This window comes from Pedobacter sp. Bi126, from assembly GCF_918698245.1.
GTDB lineage: Bacteria > Bacteroidota > Bacteroidia > Sphingobacteriales > Sphingobacteriaceae > Pedobacter.
In genome coordinates this window covers 62,830-84,831 of record NZ_CAKKMS010000005.1, presented here as the reverse complement: position 1 = coordinate 84,831, position 22,002 = coordinate 62,830, and the positions used below count along the sequence as shown (strand labels likewise).

21 protein-coding genes are annotated in these 22,002 nt (G+C 39.2%); 14 read left to right on the top strand and 7 right to left on the bottom strand.

The genetic code is table 11. The features are described from left to right. The first annotated feature begins 60 nt into the window (after positions 1–60). On the top strand, positions 61–1,965 hold the full coding sequence (locus tag LQ201_RS19085; protein WP_230144886.1) for an ABC-F family ATP-binding cassette domain-containing protein: 1,905 nt from the start codon (positions 61–63) through the stop codon (positions 1,963–1,965). A 294-nt stretch (positions 1,966–2,259) separates the two neighbouring features. On the opposite strand, the gene LQ201_RS19080 is transcribed toward LQ201_RS19085, so the two are convergent. Continuing rightward, a complete protein-coding gene (locus LQ201_RS19080) occupies positions 2,260–2,490 on the bottom strand; it encodes a hypothetical protein (RefSeq protein WP_230144885.1) in 231 nt (76 codons plus the stop codon). 131 nt (positions 2,491–2,621) lie between these two features. Here LQ201_RS19080 and LQ201_RS19075 point away from each other — a divergent pair, with 131 nt between their 5' ends. The 5 genes from LQ201_RS19075 to LQ201_RS19055 all read left to right on the top strand — a co-directional run bounded on the left by LQ201_RS19075 (position 2,622) and on the right by LQ201_RS19055 (position 8,685). Beyond that, positions 2,622–3,899, top strand: coding sequence for a DUF5103 domain-containing protein (locus LQ201_RS19075; RefSeq protein ID WP_230144883.1), 1,278 nt, complete (start codon positions 2,622–2,624; stop codon positions 3,897–3,899). Between the two features lie 511 nt (positions 3,900–4,410). Further along, positions 4,411–5,376 (top strand): SUMF1/EgtB/PvdO family nonheme iron enzyme, encoded by a 966-nt coding sequence (locus LQ201_RS19070; RefSeq protein ID WP_230144882.1) that lies wholly within the window; start codon positions 4,411–4,413, stop codon positions 5,374–5,376. Between the two features lie 34 nt (positions 5,377–5,410). Further along, on the top strand, positions 5,411–6,730 hold the full coding sequence (locus LQ201_RS19065) for a Gfo/Idh/MocA family oxidoreductase (RefSeq protein ID WP_230144881.1): 1,320 nt from the start codon (positions 5,411–5,413) through the stop codon (positions 6,728–6,730). A 10-nt stretch (positions 6,731–6,740) separates the two neighbouring features. After that, a complete protein-coding gene (locus tag LQ201_RS19060) occupies positions 6,741–7,736 on the top strand; it encodes an FAD:protein FMN transferase (RefSeq protein WP_230144880.1) in 996 nt (331 codons plus the stop codon). A 25-nt stretch (positions 7,737–7,761) separates the two neighbouring features. Then, a complete protein-coding gene (locus LQ201_RS19055) occupies positions 7,762–8,685 on the top strand; it encodes a hydroxypyruvate isomerase family protein (protein WP_230144879.1) in 924 nt (307 codons plus the stop codon). Positions 8,686–8,811: 126 nt separating this feature from the next. Here the strand turns inward: LQ201_RS19055 and LQ201_RS19050 are convergent, their stop codons facing one another. After that, positions 8,812–10,299, bottom strand: a complete 1,488-nt coding sequence (locus LQ201_RS19050) for an alpha-amylase (protein ID WP_230146664.1) — start codon at positions 10,297–10,299, stop codon at positions 8,812–8,814. A gap of 561 nt (positions 10,300–10,860) precedes the next feature. On the opposite strand from LQ201_RS19050, the gene LQ201_RS19045 reads away from it, so the two are divergent. Both LQ201_RS19045 and LQ201_RS19040 read left to right on the top strand, forming a co-directional pair. Then, positions 10,861–11,382 carry an acyl-CoA thioesterase gene (locus LQ201_RS19045; RefSeq protein ID WP_029275086.1) on the top strand — a complete coding sequence of 174 codons (522 nt, stop codon included), beginning with the start codon at positions 10,861–10,863 and terminating at the stop codon, positions 11,380–11,382. Positions 11,383–11,452: 70 nt separating this feature from the next. Next, positions 11,453–12,634 (top strand): cation:proton antiporter, encoded by a 1,182-nt coding sequence (locus LQ201_RS19040; protein ID WP_230144877.1) that lies wholly within the window; start codon positions 11,453–11,455, stop codon positions 12,632–12,634. Between the two features lie 547 nt (positions 12,635–13,181). Here LQ201_RS19040 and LQ201_RS19035 read toward each other — a convergent pair. After that, positions 13,182–13,748, bottom strand: coding sequence for a hypothetical protein (locus LQ201_RS19035; protein WP_230144876.1), 567 nt, complete (start codon positions 13,746–13,748; stop codon positions 13,182–13,184). 282 nt (positions 13,749–14,030) lie between these two features. Between LQ201_RS19035 and LQ201_RS19030 the strand changes: the two genes are divergently transcribed. Next, on the top strand, positions 14,031–14,219 hold the full coding sequence (locus tag LQ201_RS19030; RefSeq protein ID WP_230144875.1) for a hypothetical protein: 189 nt from the start codon (positions 14,031–14,033) through the stop codon (positions 14,217–14,219). 168 nt (positions 14,220–14,387) lie between these two features. On the opposite strand, the gene LQ201_RS19025 is transcribed toward LQ201_RS19030, so the two are convergent. Then, positions 14,388–14,792 carry an EVE domain-containing protein gene (locus LQ201_RS19025; protein ID WP_029275089.1) on the bottom strand — a complete coding sequence of 135 codons (405 nt, stop codon included), beginning with the start codon at positions 14,790–14,792 and terminating at the stop codon, positions 14,388–14,390. A gap of 330 nt (positions 14,793–15,122) precedes the next feature. On the opposite strand from LQ201_RS19025, the gene LQ201_RS19020 reads away from it, so the two are divergent. The 4 genes from LQ201_RS19020 (at position 15,123) to LQ201_RS19005 (ending at position 18,484) form a co-directional block, all read left to right on the top strand. Then, positions 15,123–16,025, top strand: a complete 903-nt coding sequence (locus LQ201_RS19020; protein ID WP_230144874.1) for a nucleotidyltransferase — start codon at positions 15,123–15,125, stop codon at positions 16,023–16,025. Positions 16,026–16,039: 14 nt separating this feature from the next. Further along, a complete protein-coding gene (locus LQ201_RS19015) occupies positions 16,040–16,951 on the top strand; it encodes a patatin-like phospholipase family protein (RefSeq protein ID WP_230144873.1) in 912 nt (303 codons plus the stop codon). Positions 16,952–17,328: 377 nt separating this feature from the next. Beyond that, positions 17,329–18,039, top strand: a complete 711-nt coding sequence (locus tag LQ201_RS19010; protein ID WP_230144872.1) for a hypothetical protein — start codon at positions 17,329–17,331, stop codon at positions 18,037–18,039. Positions 18,040–18,124: 85 nt separating this feature from the next. Then, a complete protein-coding gene (locus tag LQ201_RS19005) occupies positions 18,125–18,484 on the top strand; it encodes a ferredoxin (RefSeq protein ID WP_230144871.1) in 360 nt (119 codons plus the stop codon). A gap of 83 nt (positions 18,485–18,567) precedes the next feature. On the opposite strand, the gene LQ201_RS19000 is transcribed toward LQ201_RS19005, so the two are convergent. Both LQ201_RS19000 and LQ201_RS18995 read right to left on the bottom strand, forming a co-directional pair. Continuing rightward, on the bottom strand, positions 18,568–19,131 hold the full coding sequence (locus tag LQ201_RS19000) for a PIN domain-containing protein (RefSeq protein ID WP_230144870.1): 564 nt from the start codon (positions 19,129–19,131) through the stop codon (positions 18,568–18,570). After that, positions 19,121–19,528, bottom strand: a complete 408-nt coding sequence (locus tag LQ201_RS18995; protein WP_230146663.1) for a helix-turn-helix domain-containing protein — start codon at positions 19,526–19,528, stop codon at positions 19,121–19,123. Before LQ201_RS18995 ends, LQ201_RS19000 begins: the two co-directional genes overlap by 11 nt. A gap of 841 nt (positions 19,529–20,369) precedes the next feature. On the opposite strand from LQ201_RS18995, the gene LQ201_RS18990 reads away from it, so the two are divergent. Further along, a complete protein-coding gene (locus LQ201_RS18990; RefSeq protein ID WP_230144868.1) occupies positions 20,370–20,906 on the top strand; it encodes a hypothetical protein in 537 nt (178 codons plus the stop codon). A gap of 379 nt (positions 20,907–21,285) precedes the next feature. Here LQ201_RS18990 and LQ201_RS18985 read toward each other — a convergent pair whose 3' ends face one another. Further along, on the bottom strand, positions 21,286–21,975 hold the full coding sequence (locus LQ201_RS18985; RefSeq protein WP_230145369.1) for an ATP-dependent Clp protease proteolytic subunit: 690 nt from the start codon (positions 21,973–21,975) through the stop codon (positions 21,286–21,288). Between the last annotated feature and the right edge of the window lie 27 nt (positions 21,976–22,002).

Sequence of the window (22,002 nt, the reverse complement as noted above, 5' to 3'; positions counted from 1 at the left end):
TTATCCTATTTGACATTCCAGCTGAAAAAAGCCTTTAAATTTCGTACTTTTGCAGCCGAAATGATTTCAATAAATAATTTAACCTTCCTGATTGGCTCAAGGGCCCTATACGATGACGCGAACTGGCACATTAAACCTGGCGACAGAGCTGGTTTAATCGGCGCCAATGGAACAGGAAAATCAACACTTTTAAAAATAATTGTAGGCGAATATGCACCAAGTTCGGGTACTGTTTCCATGTCTAAAGACCTGAAAATTGGCTACCTAAACCAGGATTTACTTTCTTACGATTCGCACCATAGCATTTTGCATGTGGCCATGGAAGCTTTTGAGCGCCAAAACCAATTGCATGATGAGATTGAAGAACTGCTTAAAAAAATCGAAACGGATTATAGCGAAGAGGTTTTATTTAAGTTAAGTGATAAACAGCAAGAGTTTGAAGCCTTAGATGGCTATAACATCGAATACAGGGCAAACGAAATTTTGGCTGGTTTAGGTTTTAGTACAGCAGATCAATTGCGCCCGTTAAATACCTTCTCAGGAGGTTGGCGGATGCGTGTAATGCTGGCTAAAATATTACTGCAAACGCCTGATATCCTATTACTGGATGAGCCTACCAACCACATGGATTTACCTTCCATTAAATGGTTGGAAAACTATTTAATGGGCTTTGAAGGTGCCATTGTAATCGTATCTCACGATAGGTACTTCTTAGATAAGATTGTAAACCGTACAGTCGAATCGCGCAAAGGAAAATTAACCGTATACGCAGGCAACTATAGCTTCTATGTTGAAGAAAAAGCCTTACGTGGCGAAATTCAAAAGGGCGAATTTAAAAACCAACAGGCTAAAATAAAGCAGGAAGAACGTTTAATTGAGCGTTTTAAAGCGAAGGCGAGCAAGGCTAAAATGGCGCAATCGCGGATGAAAGCTTTAGATAAGATGGAGCGTATTGATGATGTAGATGATGATAATCCGACCGTAAATTTCGCTTTCAAATTTTCTAAACCATCGGGCAGGCACGTGGTGCGTATAGAACACGCCAATAAGAGCTATCCAAATGTGCACATTTTAGATGATGCAGAAGGTGTAATTGAAAAAGGTGATAAAATAGCCTTGATCGGTGCAAACGGTAAGGGTAAATCTACTTTATTGAGAATGATTGCCGGAACCGAAAAATTTGAAGGTTTCTGCGAAACTGGTCATAATGTTACCACCACTTTCTTTGCACAGCATCAATTAGAATCGCTGCATTTAGAAAATTCGATTTTAGAAGAATTACAGGCATTTGCCCCAAAACATAGCGATACCGAATTACGTAGTATTTTAGGTTGCTTCCTTTTTACGGGCGATGATGTTTTCAAAAAAATCAAAGTGCTTTCGGGAGGGGAAAAATCGCGTGTGGCCCTGGCTAAATCATTAACAACAGATTCGAATTTCCTGATTCTGGATGAGCCTACCAACCACTTGGACATTCAATCGGTTAACATCCTAATCCAGGCTTTAGATCAGTTTGAAGGCACTTTTATTGCCGTATCTCACGATAGGTATTTCTTAGATAACGTAGCCAACAAAATCTGGTTCATTGAAGGCGGAAAAATTAAACAATACCCTGGTACTTATGCCGAATATGAAGAATGGAATAGCAAAAGGGTAATTCCTGTGGCTAAACCTATTCCGGTTAAAATGCCTGAGAAAAAAGAACAGCCAAAAGTTGTTGCGCCAAATACAGCCAACCAATTAAAAAAGCTGAACGACGAACTGCAAAAAACAGAGAAGCTGATTACCGAACTGGAGCAGAACGTTAAAAATATTGAAGCAGAATTGGCTGATGAGAATGTATACGCCAAAGCCGATAAATTAGCAGAAGCCAACAAACGTTATTTAGCAACAAAACAGGAGTTAGATGCCAGCCAAAATAAATGGGAAAGTTTAGCTGCTGAGATTATGGAGCTGGAAGGATAGTTTTAGCCCCCTATTAAAGCATATTCATATTAAAGCCACAGAAATTCTGTGGCTTTTTTTGTTGCCACGGAAGCACAGAACACGGATAACAACATTTAAGACTATGTCATGCTGAGGCACGAAGCATCTGCAACCTAAGTGTGCTAACGGATGTTACCATCTGGCTTTGTTTATTGAATTCATCATTTAGTGTCAGATAGCAATATCTGACACCACAAAAAGATTTCTCGACTGCGCTGTACTCCTCTACCATTGACGTTATTTGGTAATTATTATTAATCAGGGGTTTATTGTTTATGCATTCCACCCAACTAGGCCATAGCACCATATCTTCGTTCTACTTAAATCCGGCCTAATAAATTTTTCGGGCTCCACTGAACCAGCCATCCCACTTGCTTCGAAAGAAAAATTTTCAGCCGGTGTTTTTTGTTTCTTTTTGACAGCAAAAAGAAAGAGCCAATCGGCGGCGGTGAGCCGAGGCAAGGTTGAGCCAAGGGGCAATAACCAAATATATACGTCATTCATATTGATTTTTATACAATAAATTAGCCCTCGAAATAACGGCACACGGGGAATCTTCCGTGTCCATCCGTGCTTCCCTGGCAACCATCCACAATTCGGTTTTGCCACTTCCCAATAAAACTTTACTTTTAGCCATGCAGAAAATATTAATTCCGATTTTATTTTTCATTTCTACCCTGGCCTTTGCGCAAAACGACAAAACGTTTACCAACGGGAATAAAATTTATCTTCCAAATATTAAAACTGTACTTTGCTATAACAGCAATAAAGAGCAGAGCCTACCTGTAATTATGCTCAATTCGTCAGAAACGATCACTTTTTCATTCGACGATTTACTTGCAGGCACCAAAAACTACTGGTATACCATAGAGCACTGTACCGCAGAATGGGAGACTTCGAAAATCTCGAGCATCGATTATTTGGGGAGCTTTAACGACGACCGCATCATCAATTACCGCTATTCTTCCAACACCACAAGAAAATACACTCATTACGAAATCAGTTTACCCAACACTCAAATCCAACCAAAAATTGGGGGTAATTATGTGTTAAAAGTTTATTTAGATGGCGATAAAAACCAACCTGTTATTTCGCAACGCTTCTACATCCTCGATAGTCAGGTTGCCGTAGCAGCAGAAGTAAACAATTCCATGCAAGTGGAAAACAGGAACTACAAACAAAAAATCAATTTCACCATTAACCATGCTTTTCCCATCCCAAACCCCTACCAGGATATAAAAGCAGTAGTGATGCAAAACTTCAATGCCAATACGATCCAGGTGAATACTAAACCATCTTTTGTAAGACCAAACCAATTGGTTTATAACGACCTCAATACGAATGATTTTTGGGGAGACAACGAATTTCGAAAATTTGATACAAGGAGTTTGCGTTACAAGGCTGATAATGTTAAAGATATTTATCGCGATAATCAATCCGTAAACGTGATGCTTTTTCAGGATGCGCCCAGAACTGTTGGTGCATTTGCCAATCAGTACGATGAAAACGGAAACTTTTTTATCCGCAATACCGATGGACGTGACGATAAAACAGAAGCAGAGTACATGAGTGTTTTATTTACATTAAATGCCCCGGCACCCAGCCCGAATGGCGATGCTTATGTTGTTGGCCGGTTTAACAATTATACCATGAGCAATGAAAATAAACTGTTATATGATGCCAACAGGAAACAGTTTTACGGTAATGTTATACTTAAACAGGGCCTATACGATTATGAGTTTGCCTGGTTTAATAAAGACACCAAGGTAATGGAAACCAAACCTTTCGAAGGTGCATTCTTCCAGACCGAAAACAGCTACCAGATCTTTGTTTATTATCGCCGCCCCGGTGCGCGATGGGATACGTTGATTGGTTATACCAACCTGAGCAATAAGGTTACCGATAGAAGATAAGTCAGCTTTCAATGATGATGCATCAAAATGCAAGGAAATATAGGCTTATGACCTCATATTCTTGATGTGGCAAAAGACCTTTCACCTACTCTTAGACAATTAATTATACTAAGATTGACTTAAAAGATCTTCGCCAATTAGATCCTGAAACAAGTACCATTGACAGAATCTATAGAAAGGTCGTCATTGCGAGGAACGAAGCAATCTTAAAGCGCACGCTAGTAGCGATCGTTGTAAGATTGCTTCGTCGGCTGAAAAAGCCTTCTCGCAATGACGATTCCTCGTAGCCTATTACTCCAAAAAAGATCCTCTGTCATCTTTATTGATTTTTACAAAATAAATTATCCCTCAAGATGACGATAGCTTTAATTGTCAGTTTGACTTTTAATGTTACATTTCTTACCTTTATTGTTACATAAGTTTTCTTTGTTTTAAATGTGGTTATTTACTTTAGTGTTTCAGAAAGTAACCAGATAAACACTTAGAAAACAAGTGTATCTAACCAAAAATTATGTTTAAAAAGTTAATTGCCGTAGCATTAATCTCCTATCCTTGTGCACAGATTTCAGCACAAACTTCTAGTGACTCGTACACACAATCCATTAATGGAACGAAATTAAAATTCGATATGCAGGCTATACCAGCAGGCAAATTTAAGATGGGAAGTAAAACAGGCAAACCTGATGAACAACCCGTTCACGAGGTTAAACTCGATGCTTTCTGGATTGGAAAACATGAAGTAACCTGGGATATTTTCGAACCTTTTCTTTATCGCGATTACGAAAAACAAGCCAGCACAAGTGCTATTCCAGCTGAGGTGGATGCAGTAACCAGACCTACAAAACCCTATCTCGATATGACTTTTGGCATGGGCAAAGAGCACCAGCCAGCGGTAGCAATGACACAATATAATGCCATCCAGTTTTGCAAATGGCTTTATGTGCGTACAGGTATTTTTTACCGTTTACCAACAGAAGCCGAATGGGAATATGCCTGTAAAGCAGGTACAGAAACCAATTATTCTTTTGGCAATGATGCAACCAAATTAGGAGATTATGCCTGGTATAAAGACAATAGCGACAATAAAACGCATCAGGTAGGGCAAAAAAAACCAAATGCCTGGGGATTATTTGATATGCACGGAAATGTTAGCGAATGGACTTACGACCAATACATCGCTGATTTCTATAGTCAAAGCAAGGATAAAATTGCAGAAAACCCTGTGGCAGTTCCCGAAAAACTCTACCCCAATGTAGTTCGTGGTGGCTCTTATGATGAAACGCCAAACAACCTGACATCAACAGTTAGGTTAGCGTCTGATCCATCATGGAAACAATTAGATCCACAGATTCCGAAAAGCAATTGGTGGTTCCCCGAAGCGCCATTTGTAGGCATGCGTTTAGTACGACCAGCTAAAACGCCATCAAAAGCCGAAATTGATGCTTATTACAATAAACAACCTATAAAAGACTTTTAACCGACACTATCTAACCAAAATAAAAACTAAACACATGAAAAAACCAATCAACCAACAAGATCGTCGCGATTTTTTAAAAGCGACAGCAATGCTCGCAGGCGGTGCAATGTTAAGCACTATCCCACTGGCCGGAGCTTATGCTTCAGGATCAGACACGATTAAAATTGCCTTAATTGGCTGCGGCGACCGTGGAACAGGAGCCGCTTTCCAGGCATTGAGCACTAAATTCAACATTAAACTGGTGGCTATGGCCGATGCTTTTCAGGATCGCCTGGACAGCAGTTACCAATCGCTAAGCGGAAAATTTGCAGCAAAGATGGATGTTCCAAAAGAACGCCAGTTTGTAGGTTTCGATGCTTATTTAAAAGCCATTCCATTAGCCGATGTAGTGCTATTAACAACTCCTCCGGGCTTCCGCCCGATCCATTTCGAAGAAGCGGTTAAACAGAACAAACAAGTTTTCATGGAAAAACCTGTTGCTGTAGATGCACCGGGCATTAGAAAGGTATTGGCCGCAGCCGAAGAAGCTAAAAAGAAAAAATTAAATGTTGTAGTAGGTTTACAGCGCCGTTATCAGACCAACTATCGTGAGTCGATGAAACGCATTAACGATGGCGCCATTGGCGATATCATGTCTGGTCAGGTATACTGGAACAGTGGTGGCGTTTGGGTACGTCCGCGTAAAGCAAACCAAACCGAAATGGAATACCAAATGAGAAACTGGTATTATTTCAACTGGTTATGCGGCGATCATATCGTTGAGCAACATGTACACAATATTGATATTGCCAACTGGATAAAAAATGGGCATCCGGTTTCGGTACAGGGAACAGGTAGCCGTGCCTGGAGAACAGGAAAAGATTACGGAGAGATTTACGATAACCACTCCATCGAATTAACGTATGCAGATGGCGCGGTAATTAATAGCCAATGCCGACATTTCGAGGGTATCAGTAACCGTGTGGATGAATCTTTTCAAGGTACCAAAGGCAAAATTTATCTTTCAGGCAGCAATCAGGCCATTATGAAAGATTACAGTGGCAAAGAACTATATAACCACAATACCAAAGGAAACGCAAATCCTTACCAGACAGAACACGACGAACTGTTCGATGCAGTTTCTAAGGGAGAATATAAATTCAGTAATGTAGACTATGCTGCAACCAGCACATTCTCTGCAATTATCGGTCGTTACGCTACTTACTCTGGTCAAACCATTAAGTGGGACGAGGCTTTAGCTTCGAACATCAGTTTAATGCCGGAGCGTTTTGCATGGGATGCGAACCCAAGGTTAATGCCTGATGAAAAAGGGCTATACCCTATCGCCATGCCCGGACAAGCAAAGGTGATCTAAAACTAAACTGATGCGTTATAGGTTTTTGCTTTTCCTTTTACCACTGATTTTTGCTTTCTCCTTGAAAAAAGAAGTGAGGCAATACAAAATCAATGGTTATGCACAGGGAACCGATTATGCTATAATGTACTATGCCACTGATAGTTTAGCCACTAAAACAGGTATAGATAGTTTATTAAATGAAATTGATTTATCGATGTCGCTTTACAAAAAGGGATCATTGATAAATCAATTTAATGCGGCTAAAAAAGAAATCAAAACCGACCGTTTTATAAACGATGTGCTCAAAAGGAGTTTCGAGATCAATCGGGATACAAAAGGTGTTTTCGATATTACGGTTGCTCCATTGGTACAGGCCTGGGGTTTTGGGCCAAAAGAGGCTAAAAACGAGCCCGATCCGGCAGTCATTAAATCGATACTCGCCTGCATAGGCATGAAAAACCTAAAATTAAAGAATGGTTTATTAAGCAAACTAAAGCCTTGCGTGCAGATCGATTTAAACGGAATTGCCCAGGGTTACAGTGTTGATTTAATTGCCGATTATCTCGAAAAAAAAGGAATTAAGCAGTACGTGGCCGAACTGGGAGGCGAAATTCGGATTTCAGGACCTAAACCCAATGGCGAAACCATGAAAATCGGTATTGAAGGCCCGGATAAGGACGGAACGCCGGTAATCAGGCATATTGCCGCCATCAACTCAGGAGCAATCACCACCTCTGGTAACTATCGGAAATTTCACCAGAGCGGAAAGAAAAAGATTTCACATCTGATCGACCCCAAAACAGGTTATCCGCTGGATAATGAAATGATCAGCGTAACAGTGTACGCTAATGATGCCATTACAGCCGATGGCTACGACAATGCCTTGATGGCCATGCACCTTAAAGATGCCATCGCCTTCGTAGAAAGCAGAAAAAGCCTCGAAGCTTATTTTGTATACCATCAAAAAGATGGCAAAGTGGCTGATACCTTAACTACAGGGTTCAAAAAATTAATTACACATTAATATCTATCCGTTTAAAACCAAACCGATGAAAAGAAGTGAATTTATAAGAAACAGCTTATTCACTGCTGGCGCAATTGCCACTGGAGCAGGAATTAACAATACTTTTGCAGCTGAAAAGCATAATACATTAAGTGATAAGGTTTTTAACATGGATTATGCCCCACACCAGGGCATGTTCGAAAACCATGCGGGCAAAAGTTTTTTAGATCAGATCCAATTTATGTACGATAAAGGTTTCCGATCTATCGAAGATAATGGCTACTTAAACCGCTCAGTAGAAGAACAGGAAAAAATTGGAAAGCTATTGGCGAAACTGGGTATGCGCATGGGCGTTTTTGTGGTAGATGGTGGCGATAACTGGAAAACCTCTTTAACCACAGGCAAAAAGGAATTTAAAGACAAATTTGTAGAAACCTGCAAAAAATCGGTTGAAGCGGCAAAACGTTGTAATGCAAAATGGCTTACCGTAGTACCTGGGTTTTATGAACGCAACCTGCCTTATGGCAATCAATTTGCCAATGTAATTGATGCCATGCGTGCCGGAACCGAAATTTTTGAGCCCCACGGTTTGATTATGGTTTTGGAAACCTTGAGCGATACCCCGGAGCTTTTCTTGCAAAAAACAAATGAAACCTATGCCGTTTGTAAAGCGGTTAAAAGCCCTTCGTGTAAAATTCTTTACGATATTTATCATATGCAGCGAACAGAAGGCGACTTAATTAAAACCATCGACCGTTGCTGGGATGAAATTGCCTACATCCAGATTGGTGATAATCCGGGCAGAAAAGAACCTACAACCGGAGAAATCAATTATAAAAACCTATTCAAACACCTGCATAAAAAAGGTTATAAGGGTGTGATGGGCATGGAACATGGCAATTCGAAAGGCGGAAAAGAAGGCGAACTGGCTGTTATTTCTGCTTACAGGGCTGAGGATAATTTTTTGTAGATAATGTTCAAAGAAGCGTCGTCATTGCGAGAAGGCTTTTTCAGCCGACGAAGCAATCTTAAAACGATCGCTACTAGCGAGTGCATTAAGATTGCTTCGTGCCTCGCAATGACGATTTATTGAGAGTTACCCCACCTTCAACACCCAAACCGATACACTTCCGGCATTGCAGTGAAATTCTGCCCAACCATTTTCATCAATGACTACTTCCTGCTGGCGATAGCCTAACGCATCAACAAAGGTTTTTCCGGCAAAATGTTTACCGATTTCCATTTCTTTATAACCTTCTTCTCCTGTGCTTAATAATACCGCCAAGCCACTATTTTCATGTTCCTCATCACCTGCACGGGTCCATCCTACGCAAATGCCGTGGTCAAAATAATCGCGTTGCTCACCGTAGGCTAAGGCTGTACGTATTTTACTCATGGTTTCTACTGCAGGAATTGCCACTAACTCCACATGCACCTCGTCACCTTCTTTGTCCTTATCATCATAAATTCCTCCATAAAGATCAGGGAAGAACAAACAGGGAATCCCCTGTATACGCAACAGGATGATGGCATAAGCCAAAGGTCTGAACCAAAAATCGACATAAGATTCCAGTGCCTGCAAAGGTTGCGAATCATGATTATCAACAAATGTTACGGCCAGATCAGGCTTTACCTGAACCAAGGTTCCATCAAAAATCGTCCGCATATCAAATTCCTCTTCCTTACTCGCCAGGAAAAAATTATGGTGCAAAAGCGAATCAAATATTTGGGTACGCCCACCTGTAATCTCAATATATTTCAATTGTCCTTCCCTATCCACCACATTCCAATCTTCGGCCACAATAAAAAATTCGCGGCTAAATTTTTGGTTCAGGTGATCGATCCACTCTACAATAAAATCCGGATTGATGTGTTTAACCGCATCTAAACGAAATCCATCTACTTTGGTGGTTTCAACTATCCATTCGCCCCAATATTTTAATTCTTCAATTACTGCCCTGTTGCGGTAATCGATATCGTTAAACATCAGATAATCGTAATTGCCCAATTCGGTAGAAGGAACCTCTTCAAAACCTTCTCCCAAATAATTCTGGATCGAATAGATCGCTGTTTTTTGGAGGTCTTCGGCCCAGTCTACCCCACTAAAACACTCATGATTCCATATAAATTCAGAATATTTACCCTGTCGCGCGGGGAAAGTAAACTTCGTCCAGGCTTCTATTTCGAAAACATCGCTGGTAAATTCGTTTCTATCTTCTGGATTTACAGTTCTAACGGCAATTTTTTCGAGCTCATCGCCTCCGGCTTTGTGGTTAAAAACTGCATCGGCCAAGACGCCAATTTCATTATCATGCAGGGCTTCAATTGCTTTGATATATTCATCTTTAGAGCCATGTTTGGTATTCACACTTCCTTTCTGATCGAACTCGCCCAAATCGAAAAGGTCGTAAACCGCATAACCAACATCGTAAGCCGCATTGTTTGATTTATAAGCTGGTGGCAACCAAACAGACGTTATACCAATTTCTTTTAAATGACCCGCTTCGGCAGCTACTTTAGTCCACAAATTTTGTTCTTCATTATAATACCAATGGAAAAATTGGATCAGGGTCTGGTTTTGCATTAATTCGATTTTTTGTATGGATAACATGATTCTTTACGAATTGTTTTTTGGGTTTACAGCCCCTACAAGCTTTTCCCGCTGATTTCGCTGATACCCGCAGAAAAACAAATAATAAGAGCCTGTTTAAAATTAAATAAAATTTATTTCGTGTGTCAGTCTGAGCGTAGTCGAAGACCATTTCAACGCTTTAATAAAGCACTTCGACTATGCCATCATTGACACTATTCTACAATCATTATTATCAGAATTTTAACCGCTTTTGCATTTCCGCCCAACTAGGCCGTAGCACCATATCTCCGTTCTGCTTAAATCCGGCCTAACAAATTTTTCGGGCTCTACTGACCAAGCCCTATTACTAGCTTTGAAAGAAAAATTTTCAGCCGGCATTTTTTGTTTCTTTTTGATGCCAAAAAGAAAGAGCCCTTCGGCGGCGGTGAGCCGAGTCAAGACTTGTGGCAAGGAAAAAAGCCCACTCATATTGATTTTATACGATAAATTACCCCTCAGTGTGACTGACTGCCTATACCATTTTACCCACATTTTACTTACTTTTGCCATCAAATGAGTCTAAAAAAGAAATTTGCCAGAGAAAGTTTTACCATCATGAACGAATTGGTATTACCAAACGATACCAATACCTTAAACAACCTAATGGGCGGGCGTTTGCTCCATTGGATGGATATTGCAGCGGCAATTTCGGCTCAAAAACACTGTAACCGTATTGTAGTAACAGCTTCGGTTGATAACGTTTCTTTTAAACAGCCCATTAAATTAGGTGATGTAATTACCATTGAGGCCAAAGTAACCAGGGCCTTTAATACTTCAGTAGAAGTTCGTTTAGATGTTTGGGCAGAGAATATTCCAAGTGGTGCACGCCAAAAAAGTAATGAGGCGTATTATACTTTTGTTGCGGTAGATCAGAGTGCCCGTACCATCCCTGTGCCAGAGCTAATACCAGAAACACCCGAAGAAATTGACTTATTTGACGGCGCTTTACGCCGCAGGCAATTGCGTTTGGTTTTAGGTGGAAAAATGAACCCCGATGATGCCAGCGAGCTAAAAGCACTTTTCTTTAAAGCGTAATTTTTACATTAAATTTCTTTCTGCTTAGCATGATTGTTTTATTTTAGCGGCTTACCTTACGCTGAAAAATATGACAACTTATACCATTCTTATTATTTTAAGCGGATTAGTAATTTTCTCTTATCTGTTTGATTTAGTGGCGAGTAAAACCAAAATACCATCGGTTTTATTGCTGCTTCTTCTAGGTATTGGTTTACGTTTCCTGGTCGATAACCTTAAAATACAAACCTTCAATTTTCTCTCTATCCTACCCACATTGGGTACCGTAGGCTTAATTTTAATTGTTTTTGAGGGTTCTCTCGAGCTTAAATACGACCGGCATAAAAACAAGGTTATACGCAGTGCTTTTTTCTCTGCTTTAACCATTTTAATGGGAACTATCGTAGTAATCACCAGTATTATTTACCAGATCACCCATCACGATTTATATACCTGTATTGCAAACGCCATTCCCTTTAGTGTAATCAGCTCGGCTATTGCCATCCCTTCCGCAGCGGCATTAAACAATATCGATAAAGAATTTGTAATTTATGAATCCTCTTTCTCTGATATTTTGGGGATTATCATCTTCAATTTTGCCATTACCAACCATTCGATCAATACATCTGCTTTTATTGGTTTGGGCTTAAGTACCTTCCTCATCATTTTACTGTCGGCTATTGCCTGTGTGGTGTTGTTGTACGTAATGGGCCGATTGGTACACCACATTAAATTCTTCTTAATTATAGCGATACTGATACTGGTTTACGCCATTGGTCAGTCTTACCACCTATCCTCTCTGGTGTTGATTTTGAGCACAGGCCTGTTTCTGAACAATGCCGATACGATTGAGAATGCCTGGTTTAGAAGTGTCTTTTTATATAAAAATTTAACAGCCGATTTATCCCAGCTTTATCAGTTATCAGCCGAAAGCGCTTTTATTCTGCGTACTTTTTTCTTCGTTATTTTTGGCTTTACCATGAATATCGGCGATTTGAACAACACAATTGTACTGGCCAATGGCTTTTTCATTTTAATATCGATTTACATCATCAGAGTGGTATTCCTCAAAATATTCAAAAAAGAAAACCTGAGTCCGATTTTATACATTGCACCCCGCGGCTTAATTAGTATTTTGCTTTATTTCAACCTGCCAGCTTCATTAAAAATATCGGAGGTGGGTACGCCATTTCTGTTCCTGGTTGTACTGGGGTCGAGCATTGTAATGACGCTGGGGATTACGTTGAGTAAGAGAAATAGTGTGGTTCAGTAGTTCATTGGTCATTAGTTCATTTGGCTAATTGTGTAACTGGTTAACTGAGGCGAGGTCATCGGTTCGTAGCCAGTTCTGCCATCGATAGCTATCGGATGCGACGCCGGAATTGAGCAAGCCAGCCTGTCCACGACTTTTCCTTTTGTGTAGACACATCTTTCGGTTTAGTTTTTTTATACGTTTTGCTAGCTTGCTTTAATAAATTACAGGCTTTACCGAAGAACGCCGTCAATCCCAAGGGCCAGGAGAATCAAAAAAACAGTTGCAGAATAGCCCAAATGGCACTACCAAACCTAAAACGCAGTGGTTTTGTGTTCATAAACGAGAATTTAAAACTTTAATAAGTATTGAACACAAAACGAAGTGCCGCTGTTTTTTGATGTGTGTAGGATTGTGCAAAAAGCCCATTGCTGGATTGACAAAGCGCTTTGGGTACTTTGGCGCTCCAAAGTACCATGCCACCGCGGCATAGAGCGGAAAAATTAATATTTGTGTTTAGAGTTATTAACAATCTGTTAATCCACGCCCAACGCCACACACCCAACCCCTAAGGTTTAAACGAAGATGAAATGCTTTTTAACTGGTGCAGCTCGGCGAGCACATTTGGATTGGCCTGATAGTAAATGGAATAATAACTGAGTTCGTTTAACTTATTCTTATCTACTTTATTAAAGTTAAAACGTGCCAAATTCGGATTAATGGCATGAATAGGCAGTGCAACAGCATTTGCCATTGCGGTAAAAACCACAGAGAATGCAGTTGCTGCCGCGTCTTCCCTCAGACCCGGCTCTTCCTTGCCCCATTTATCAACCATTTTACCAGCTGTATTCATTTTATACTCTTCCGCCCGATCTTCACCTATTTTAATAAAGCTCATTCCTTCATAGCCCTTTTTAATCGTCCTGATCTGCACGGTTTTAATTTCATTAATCGGAACCTTAATAAATTCGCCATCATGATTTAGGATCGCATTTGCCGAATCAACTTTATATAAAATCCCTTTGTATTTGCCATTTTCGGTTTTAAGAATGGCCATGTAAGGTTTTATTATGCTTTGAGCATTCACTAAAGCAGTGGAGAGGAAAAAGAGGAGTGTAAAATAGATGGTTTTCATGTTGAGGTATTAAAAGACAGTTAAATTTAATACAATATTTTAATATTTAACATTTCTGTCACGGTGAGCGGAGTCGAAATGCTTTTAATACATTCCAAATGGAGGCTTGGACTATGCTACCAATAATGTTGTTTTTAATAAGCTTTGTGTGTACCGTATGAACTTCCACCCAGCTAAGCCAAAGCACTGTATCTTCGTTCCACTAAATCCGGCCTAACAAATTTTTCGGGCTGCACTGTTCTGGCCTAACAACTGGCTTCAAAAGAAAACGGCGAAGCCCTCATGAATGCAACTAAAAGTTACAAACAACAAATGAATAAATTTTCAGCCGGTGTTTTTTGTTTTTTCATGGGCTTTTATGTTTTCAATGGCATTCAAGCTAGCTACGCTGGTCTTTTTGACACCAAAAAGAAAGAGCCCTTCGGCGGCGGTGAGCCGAGGCAAGACCGTGGGGTATGGCAAAGAAATTAATTATACTTCACTCACATTGATTTTTTATACAATAAGTTAACCCTCAGGATGACAATTTATCAAATAAACCAACTTCACTGATTAATGAGTAACGGGTTAATTATTTAAATCGGTTAACTGAATTCAAACTCGTAAATCGACTAAAAATTGCATACTCAAGACTTCGGACTAAGCCCCCATTTCCAAAATCTTGTCAAATTCTTCCGCTTTTAATGGCATTACCGATAAACGGCCCTGGCGCACCAATGAAATATCAACCAAACTCGGTTCTGCTTTGATCTGCTCTAAAGAAACCGGATTTTTCAGACTTTCTACAGGCGATAAATCAACCACCACCCAGTTAGCATCATCGGTAGTTGGATCTTGATAAAACTCCCTTACTACTTTTGCAATACCCACTACATTTTTACCCTCATTACTATGATAAAAAAGCACCAAATCTCCTTCTTGCATGGCTTTTAGGTTATTCCGCGCCTGATAATTACGAACACCATCCCAAAAGGTACGGCCATCCTGATTAAATTTTTCCCAACTGTATTTAAAAGGCTCTGATTTGACTAACCAATGATTCATTGTATTTCTTTATTTAAAGCTCAAAACTAACAAAACAGAATGGATTAGAAAATAGGTTGGAAAGATAAGCGATAACCTAAACAAGATTATATACTTACTTGTGTGTAATTATGGTTTCCCGTATTGAAGGTTAAGATTAAATTTATAATTTAGGAAAATCTAACCGTTATATGCTCAATCATTTCCTCTTTTTAAACAGTTATTTAACTATGTGCGCTTAACGGGTAAAATGTAATCGTATTGCTGGCCTTAAAAAACTCAAATCAATATCTACGAAGTTTTTATTTGTGCTGTTTGCAAATCTTATACTAACAACTATCTAAACGTATTATGGCAATAACTGAAGCACAATTACAAATCTGGTCTAACCTAGGAGCGACAACTTCCTCTGCTAATACATATAGTTCAATCAAAACTTGCATTGAAAACAATAGTTGGAACGATGATGTAAATTTTAATATATACTTACAAGGCTCATATCGTAATTCCACAAATATTCGAGGCGATAGTGATGTAGATGTCGTGGTTGAATTCAGCTCTGTCTTTTATTCCAACAAGAATGATTTAAATCAGGAGCAGTTGAGAGACTTTAATGAGTATTATTCTGATGGTAAGTATACTTTGGATTCTTTTAAGGAGGCTGTTATCAGGAGGTTAGAAAGCTATTATGGAGAAGATTATGTAGTTGTTGGCAATAACTCAATTAAGGTTCTTGCAAACGCGGGAAGATTAGAATGTGATGTAATTTGTTGTGCTGAATATAGAGAATACAGAAGTTTTAGTAAACTAAATACATCCAACTACGTTAAAGGAATTGTTTTCTGGACAAATAAAACCAATGAAAAGGTTGTCAATTTTCCTAAATTGCATTTTGATAATGGTGCGTCAAAAAATCAAGACTGTAATTCCAACTATAAGCCAGCAATAAGAATTATAAAAAATATTAGGTCAAGACTAGTGGATAGTGGTGCAATTACAAGCTCTCTTGCTCCTTCCTATTTTATTGAGGGGTTAATGTTTAATATGCCTAATAGTAATTTTCAAAGTGGAACTAATCACACAAGGATTCTTTCTGTTCTCAATACTTTCTACAATTATTCTAATCTTGAATTAGAATCCTTTATATGTCAAAATAAGCAACGTTTTCTATTTGGGAATTCCGGGCAACAGTGGAGCCTAACAGATTGTGTTTATTTTAGAACCCAATTAATTAAATTTTGGAATGAGTTTTAATGATATGTAATTGAATGAATATATTGGTATTAGACGGAGGAGGGTCCAAGGGTGTTTATACTATAGGAGTGTTAAAAGAGCTTGAGTTGAAGCTTGGGATACCTTTGTGTGAAGCATTTGAATTAGTTTATGGTACAAGTACTGGTTCAATAATTGCCGCATTAATTGGTTTGGGATATAGAATGGAAGAGATAGAGTTACTTTATCTAGAACTCATCCCGAAGATAATGAAAAATAGAAGTAAAGCGGGTAAAAGTAAGGCACTTGAAAAAGAGGCGAAGACTATATTTGGCGAAAAGAAATTCGATGCTTTTAAAACCGATATAGGGATCGTCGCCCTAAACTACGATACTCAAATGCCTTTAATTTTTAAAACAAGTGTTCAACAAGCTCACGGAATGAAGCAATCTTATAAACCAGGCTTTGACTGTACCATTGAAACAGCTGTGCGTTGCTCCTGCGCTGCATATCCCTTTTTTAATAAGGTAAAAATTGAAACCAAAAATCATGGAGAAATCGAAGTGGTAGATGGAGGATTTATTGCTAACAATTCTACTTTATATTCAATGATAGATGCGTATAAATCAATGGGAGAGGAAGAGGAAAATATCCATATTTTGAATGTTGGGGTTGGTGACTATATAGAAAATAGTTCTGGAATAATTTCTAAACTTCTGAAAAGAATAGGAATATTAAACTTTTTTGAAAGGGTTTTAAATGCCAGCACAAATAGCAATACTATTGTTTCTAAATTATTATTTCCAAAATTAAATATGTTAAGAATAAGTGATTCCTTTCCAGAACCAAAACATGGAACAAATATGTTTGAATATGATTTGCGAAAGCTAAATAAAATGATTCAACTTGGAAGAGCATCGTACGCAAAGTATGAAAAGGAAATTTTAAAACTCCTTCACATTCAATAAAAACTTGCTGATATCTGAGATTAATTCACAGCTACATTTTTTGCAAAAACTAACTTTTTATTAATTTTTCATTTCAGCAGACATCCAGTTAGATTATTAAGCACAAGTCAGGCCTATGCTCTAGCCAGGGGCACTAAGACTTGCACTAGATGTGGTGATTATAACCTGGAGGATTTAGAATAACACAAATCCCGTTACTAGCGCAAGTCTTAGCATCTACGCTAGTGGACTGGATGACTTGTGCTTAGCGGAGATTTAATTGACGGATTTTTAAGCACAAGTCGGGCCTATACTTGACCCAGGCGCGCTAAGACTTACGCTTAGATGCGTATATTTAGGAGCGATGCACCATTTTTAGAACAACCCAACCCTGACAAATGAAAATAGATGAGGAATTAAGGCATAGAATTGGACTTTCACTCAATGAAGCAACATTACTTGGAGTTGAATTTGACAGAGAGAAAAACTTGGTAGCCTGTTCATTTTCATTGGTTGCTATCGACAAGGACGGCAATGTTCCCCAAGACAACCGAGTCTTGTTTATCTTTAAATCGATTGGACGATTTGCAGCTTCATACCGAAACGGACATTGGGACAACAAAACAGCAGAAGTTGAAAAATTTGAACCAGAAAAAATTTCAGAAATAGTTCAATGTTTTGAGGAACTTTCAATTTACGGATGGGACTTTATCAACTGTGGCGACAATGATTTTGACACTTGGAAAGACAGGCTAAGTTTTGATTATTCATCAGGGATTGACAGTGGCTTAACGAACACAATTGACTTGTTTCAAGAAGGTGGTAACAGGCATATAGACATAAGAATTTGGTTTGACGAATTTGAAATTTTAACTCCAACTTATCAAGCTGTAGAATTAGAAGACTTTTTAGCGAACGGAAAACGTGGTTGGGACGCCGTTTATGCAAACAATGATAAAATAGGCAATTTTGGAATAATACCTTCTACAACTGACAACAAACAAAAGCTAAAAGAAACAACAACAGGAGTGATAGGGAATAGCGAAACCAAAAATTGGTGGACTGAAATAACAGATAAGTTCAAACGGCGAAATGAAAAAGGAACTTGAACAATTTAAACAACAGAAGCAAGAGACGATTGACGAGAATAAGCCTTGGTGGAAGTTTTGGCAGTGACAAAAATCATAATATTAAATGGAATTCCTGAAAAAGATATTTTCAACAAAGATAAAAGATAACGATATGCCGTTACCAGAACGGTATCCTGAAAATTCTATTGGAGATTTTTATGTAGAGAACCAGGTTTGTATTACTTGTGGTGCACCTGAAGCAGAAGCACCAGACTTAATAGAACATTCTAAACTTGAATATGGACATTGCTACTTTAAGAAACAACCTACTACTGCTGACGAATTAGACCGAGCAATTAATGCAATGCAAGTGTCTTGTATTGCAGGTATTAGATATGGCGGTAAAGATAAAGGATTACTTAAGAGACTTTATGATTTAGGTTTAGAAGCAGAATGTGATTATAAACTGGAGGATTTAGAATGACTCCATTACTAGCGCAAGTCTTAGTGTCCTGGCAAGCGGGCCGGATGACTTGTGCTTTAATTAATAAGGATGTTACTAGGATTTTACAATAGCGCATGCAAATAATTTGCAGTATCGATAAGTCCATTCCTACGCAGGCTTTCCAGCACTTGATATTCATCCATTGCAGGATTCTTCCGGTTCAGTACCATCTCGCGGAAAGCCTTAATTGCCTGCTCCTGATTCAGATCGATAATATCGGTAAGAAAATCATCGGCACTTTTGGCCTTTAGACCGAAAGTGTCCAGATATTCCTCTGGAAAATCCTTGAGGTTATTAGTAACGATCACATTTGCGTTCGTTTTAATTGCAGCCGCAAGCACATGACGGTCATCCTCATCCGGTAGCTGAAGCTGCGAAATAAGACCTTCATAATTACCCACCAAAGCATCCGGGAAAGCCTGGTTTGCCTTTTGCACCCGCTTTTCAGCTTCGCTCTCTTCCACGCCATGCCTGAGCATCACTTCTTTCCACTCACAGAAAATATTAGTACCCCACTTTGGCGTATAAAGATCATAATGCGCAAACCAGAAAAGCAGGTCTCTGATCACAACTGGATAGATGACATTGGTATCCAGTACTGCCTTAAACCTTACACTATGAATCATACAATCCGAGTTCCTCATCAGCGCCCATGATGTCGATAATATTGTTCTTCTGCTGCACTTTCATTTTTTCCCTGTAAGCCACAACATCCTCGAATTTTATCCTCCGGTGCTTACCCACCTTGATAAACTCAATAGCTCCCTCTTCTAGTAATTTTACTAAATATGGTCTTGAACATCCCAATATCTCGGCTGCCTTTTGGGTAGTTACCTCTGTTGCCACCGGAACTATAGAAACAGGCTTACCTTCACCCATAGCCTTTAAAATATCGCCAAGAAATACCAAAGCCCTGGCAGGTATCTTAATTCGGTCGCCCGTCTCCTCAATCTCAATCTCAGTCTGTTCAGAATGGATGTTGGAGAGTATCGATGATAAAGCTGGTAAAGATTCTATGGCCATCTTCTGCTCTGCTTTGGAAGGACGGCGTGTTTGATCAGTTGAAATCATGCTGCAATTTTCTACGAAGTTAAACAAAAAAACAAACGAAATAAACGAAATAAATAAAATAAACAAAAAACTAACAAACCAAATAGACCAATAGTTTGAAAGAAGAAATACATACTAACAGTTACGAACCCAAAAACTGTAAAAACTTAAGAATACAAAAACAGGGAGAAATGAAATTTAACTATAGCAAAGAACAACTAATAGTGGTTTGCAAAGTCTGAACTACCAACTGCAAAGTCTGAACTATCGACCGCGAAGTCTGAACTATCAACTGCAAGTATAGAACTGCGAACTGAAAGTATAGAACTATAAACTGCAAGTTCAAAACTATCAACTGCAAGTACAGAACTATGAACTGCAAGGTCTGAACTATCGCCTGCAAGGTCTGAACTACCAACTGCAAAGCCTGAACTGTCGACTGCAAGGTCTGAACTACCGACTGCAAAGCCTGAACTATCAACTGCGCCATCTGAACTACCGACTGCAAAGCCTGAACTATCGACTGCAACATCTGAACTATCAACTGCAAGTACAGAACTACTAGCTGCAAGTATGGAACTGCCTCCATTTACGCGTTATTATTCGAAAAGATTTCGTTAATTATTTTATTGTATTTATCTTAGTGGTGCAGATTAATAAATAACATATTTTTTCACCTAGCTAAGAGAGATCAATTTTCACAATTAAATTTTAAAAATATTCCTGGACGAGCGTTTTAGAAACGCATTTTCTAATTTCTCTGAAAAGAGTTATTTGTTAGTCTGCAGCGTCCAGGAACTTTAATTTTAATGTTATGCAGACTAACAATTGTAAAAACCCAAACACACAGCTCCCAGATCAGGTAGCAGCTGTAACAGCATTCCGGAAACTGATTGAAGCCTATTTCGATATGATTGGTTTATCTGATGTGAATCAATTCCTTACTGAAATGCTTAGCGCAGCTATCGGGCCCGATCCGCGCTCTGGCAAGCACAAACCCATTACCATTGCCAACGCCCTTTATGATGTAAACAATATCATCAGCCTGCTTACCAAAACAAAACTTTTGGCCAATGAAGAAACCTTTCAACATTACGCCATAAACCTGGGTTATAACCTACAAGCTGTTGGCCAATTTGATGTAGAGCATCTATCTGAACTATTATATGTTGGATTAAATGCCTATATCTTTCAGGAGGATGATTTTGAAGGCGCAACCTTAAAATTTTCTGCCGAAATTACTGCTGCCTATAAAATGATTTATGATTGGCTGTCAGACTGCGATGCCTGGTGTAATGCTGTTGAGTGTTATGAATATAATGAAACTATCGGTTTAGCAGCTACACTATAAACGTAAAAAGTTTAATTGGCCATTTACCTTATACAGCTATGAGGGAAAACTCCCCTCCTGATTTAGGAGAGGTGCCCAAAGGGGCGGGGTGGTTACACCATTGCTAGCCCAAGCCCTATGTTATTAAGTTAAGGTTTTTAACCACAGATGTACACAGATAAACACGGATTTTTATATCTGTGTGCATCTTTTTTATCTGTGGTTAAACTATGTTCATTACCAGCGCATGTCTTAGCGCCTACGCTAGTGGGCTGGATGGCTTGTGCTTAGCAGAGATTTAATTGATGGTTTAAAACACAAGTCAAGCCTATACTTTGCCCAGGGGGCGCTAAGACTTGTACGAGATAAGTTTAATACACATTTCAAATCAAACAAAACCCTATTCCCCACGCGTTAACACCTCATCTATCATTCCAAATTCCTTTGCTTCAATGGCGGTCATCCAATAATCGCGACTGGCAATTTCATTTATTCGCTCATAACTTTGTCCGCTATGTTTCGCCAAAATATGGTACAGATCCGACTGGACTTTTAACACCTCTCTGATCCTGATATCCATATCAATGGCGGTTCCCTCTGCCCCACCCGAAGTTTGATGAATCATCACCCTCGAGTGCTGCAGGGCCGAACGTTTACCGGCAGCTCCCGCGCACAACAATACCGAACCCATAGAAAGTGCAATGCCAGTACAAATGGTGGCCACATCAGGCGCGATATACTGCATGGTATCATAAATACCAAAGCCAGCATACACCGATCCACCAGGCGAATTGATATACAATTGGATGTCGCTTTTGGTATCAACCGACTGCAAAAAAAGCAATTGTGCCTGTATCACATTTGCATTCCGCTCATCAACGGCTTCCCCTAAAAAAATAATCCGGTCCATCATTAACCGTGAAAAAACATCCATCTGTGCCACATTCAGCTGGCGCTCTTCGGTAATATAGGGCGTCATGGCAACAGGCATGGCATGAGCAGCTGTTCTGCCCATATACTGATCTACATAAAGGCCGTTTAAGCCCTGGTGTTTTACCGCATAAAGGCGGAATTCTTTGTTGATATCCATCATATTGATTTTAAATTTTAGGCATAA

Coding starts and splice junctions, on each gene's coding strand:
- LQ201_RS19050 (WP_230146664.1), bottom strand. CDS start 10,299: ATGCAAAACCAGACCCTGATCCAATTTTTCCATTGGTATTATAATGAA.
- LQ201_RS19065 (WP_230144881.1), top strand. CDS start 5,411: ATGAAAAAACCAATCAACCAACAAGATCGTCGCGATTTTTTAAAAGCG.
- LQ201_RS19035 (WP_230144876.1), bottom strand. CDS start 13,748: ATGAAAACCATCTATTTTACACTCCTCTTTTTCCTCTCCACTGCTTTA.
- LQ201_RS19045 (WP_029275086.1), top strand. CDS start 10,861: ATGAGTCTAAAAAAGAAATTTGCCAGAGAAAGTTTTACCATCATGAAC.
- LQ201_RS19080 (WP_230144885.1), bottom strand. CDS start 2,490: ATGAATGACGTATATATTTGGTTATTGCCCCTTGGCTCAACCTTGCCT.
- LQ201_RS18990 (WP_230144868.1), top strand. CDS start 20,370: ATGCAGACTAACAATTGTAAAAACCCAAACACACAGCTCCCAGATCAG.
- LQ201_RS19075 (WP_230144883.1), top strand. CDS start 2,622: ATGCAGAAAATATTAATTCCGATTTTATTTTTCATTTCTACCCTGGCC.
- LQ201_RS19020 (WP_230144874.1), top strand. CDS start 15,123: ATGGCAATAACTGAAGCACAATTACAAATCTGGTCTAACCTAGGAGCG.
- LQ201_RS19015 (WP_230144873.1), top strand. CDS start 16,040: ATGAATATATTGGTATTAGACGGAGGAGGGTCCAAGGGTGTTTATACT.
- LQ201_RS18995 (WP_230146663.1), bottom strand. CDS start 19,528: ATGGCCATAGAATCTTTACCAGCTTTATCATCGATACTCTCCAACATC.
- LQ201_RS19085 (WP_230144886.1), top strand. CDS start 61: ATGATTTCAATAAATAATTTAACCTTCCTGATTGGCTCAAGGGCCCTA.
- LQ201_RS19040 (WP_230144877.1), top strand. CDS start 11,453: ATGACAACTTATACCATTCTTATTATTTTAAGCGGATTAGTAATTTTC.
- LQ201_RS19060 (WP_230144880.1), top strand. CDS start 6,741: ATGCGTTATAGGTTTTTGCTTTTCCTTTTACCACTGATTTTTGCTTTC.
- LQ201_RS19005 (WP_230144871.1), top strand. CDS start 18,125: ATGGAATTCCTGAAAAAGATATTTTCAACAAAGATAAAAGATAACGAT.
- LQ201_RS19055 (WP_230144879.1), top strand. CDS start 7,762: ATGAAAAGAAGTGAATTTATAAGAAACAGCTTATTCACTGCTGGCGCA.
- LQ201_RS19025 (WP_029275089.1), bottom strand. CDS start 14,792: ATGAATCATTGGTTAGTCAAATCAGAGCCTTTTAAATACAGTTGGGAA.
- LQ201_RS18985 (WP_230145369.1), bottom strand. CDS start 21,975: ATGGATATCAACAAAGAATTCCGCCTTTATGCGGTAAAACACCAGGGC.
- LQ201_RS19070 (WP_230144882.1), top strand. CDS start 4,411: ATGTTTAAAAAGTTAATTGCCGTAGCATTAATCTCCTATCCTTGTGCA.
- LQ201_RS19010 (WP_230144872.1), top strand. CDS start 17,329: ATGAAAATAGATGAGGAATTAAGGCATAGAATTGGACTTTCACTCAAT.
- LQ201_RS19030 (WP_230144875.1), top strand. CDS start 14,031: ATGAATGCAACTAAAAGTTACAAACAACAAATGAATAAATTTTCAGCC.
- LQ201_RS19000 (WP_230144870.1), bottom strand. CDS start 19,131: ATGATTCATAGTGTAAGGTTTAAGGCAGTACTGGATACCAATGTCATC.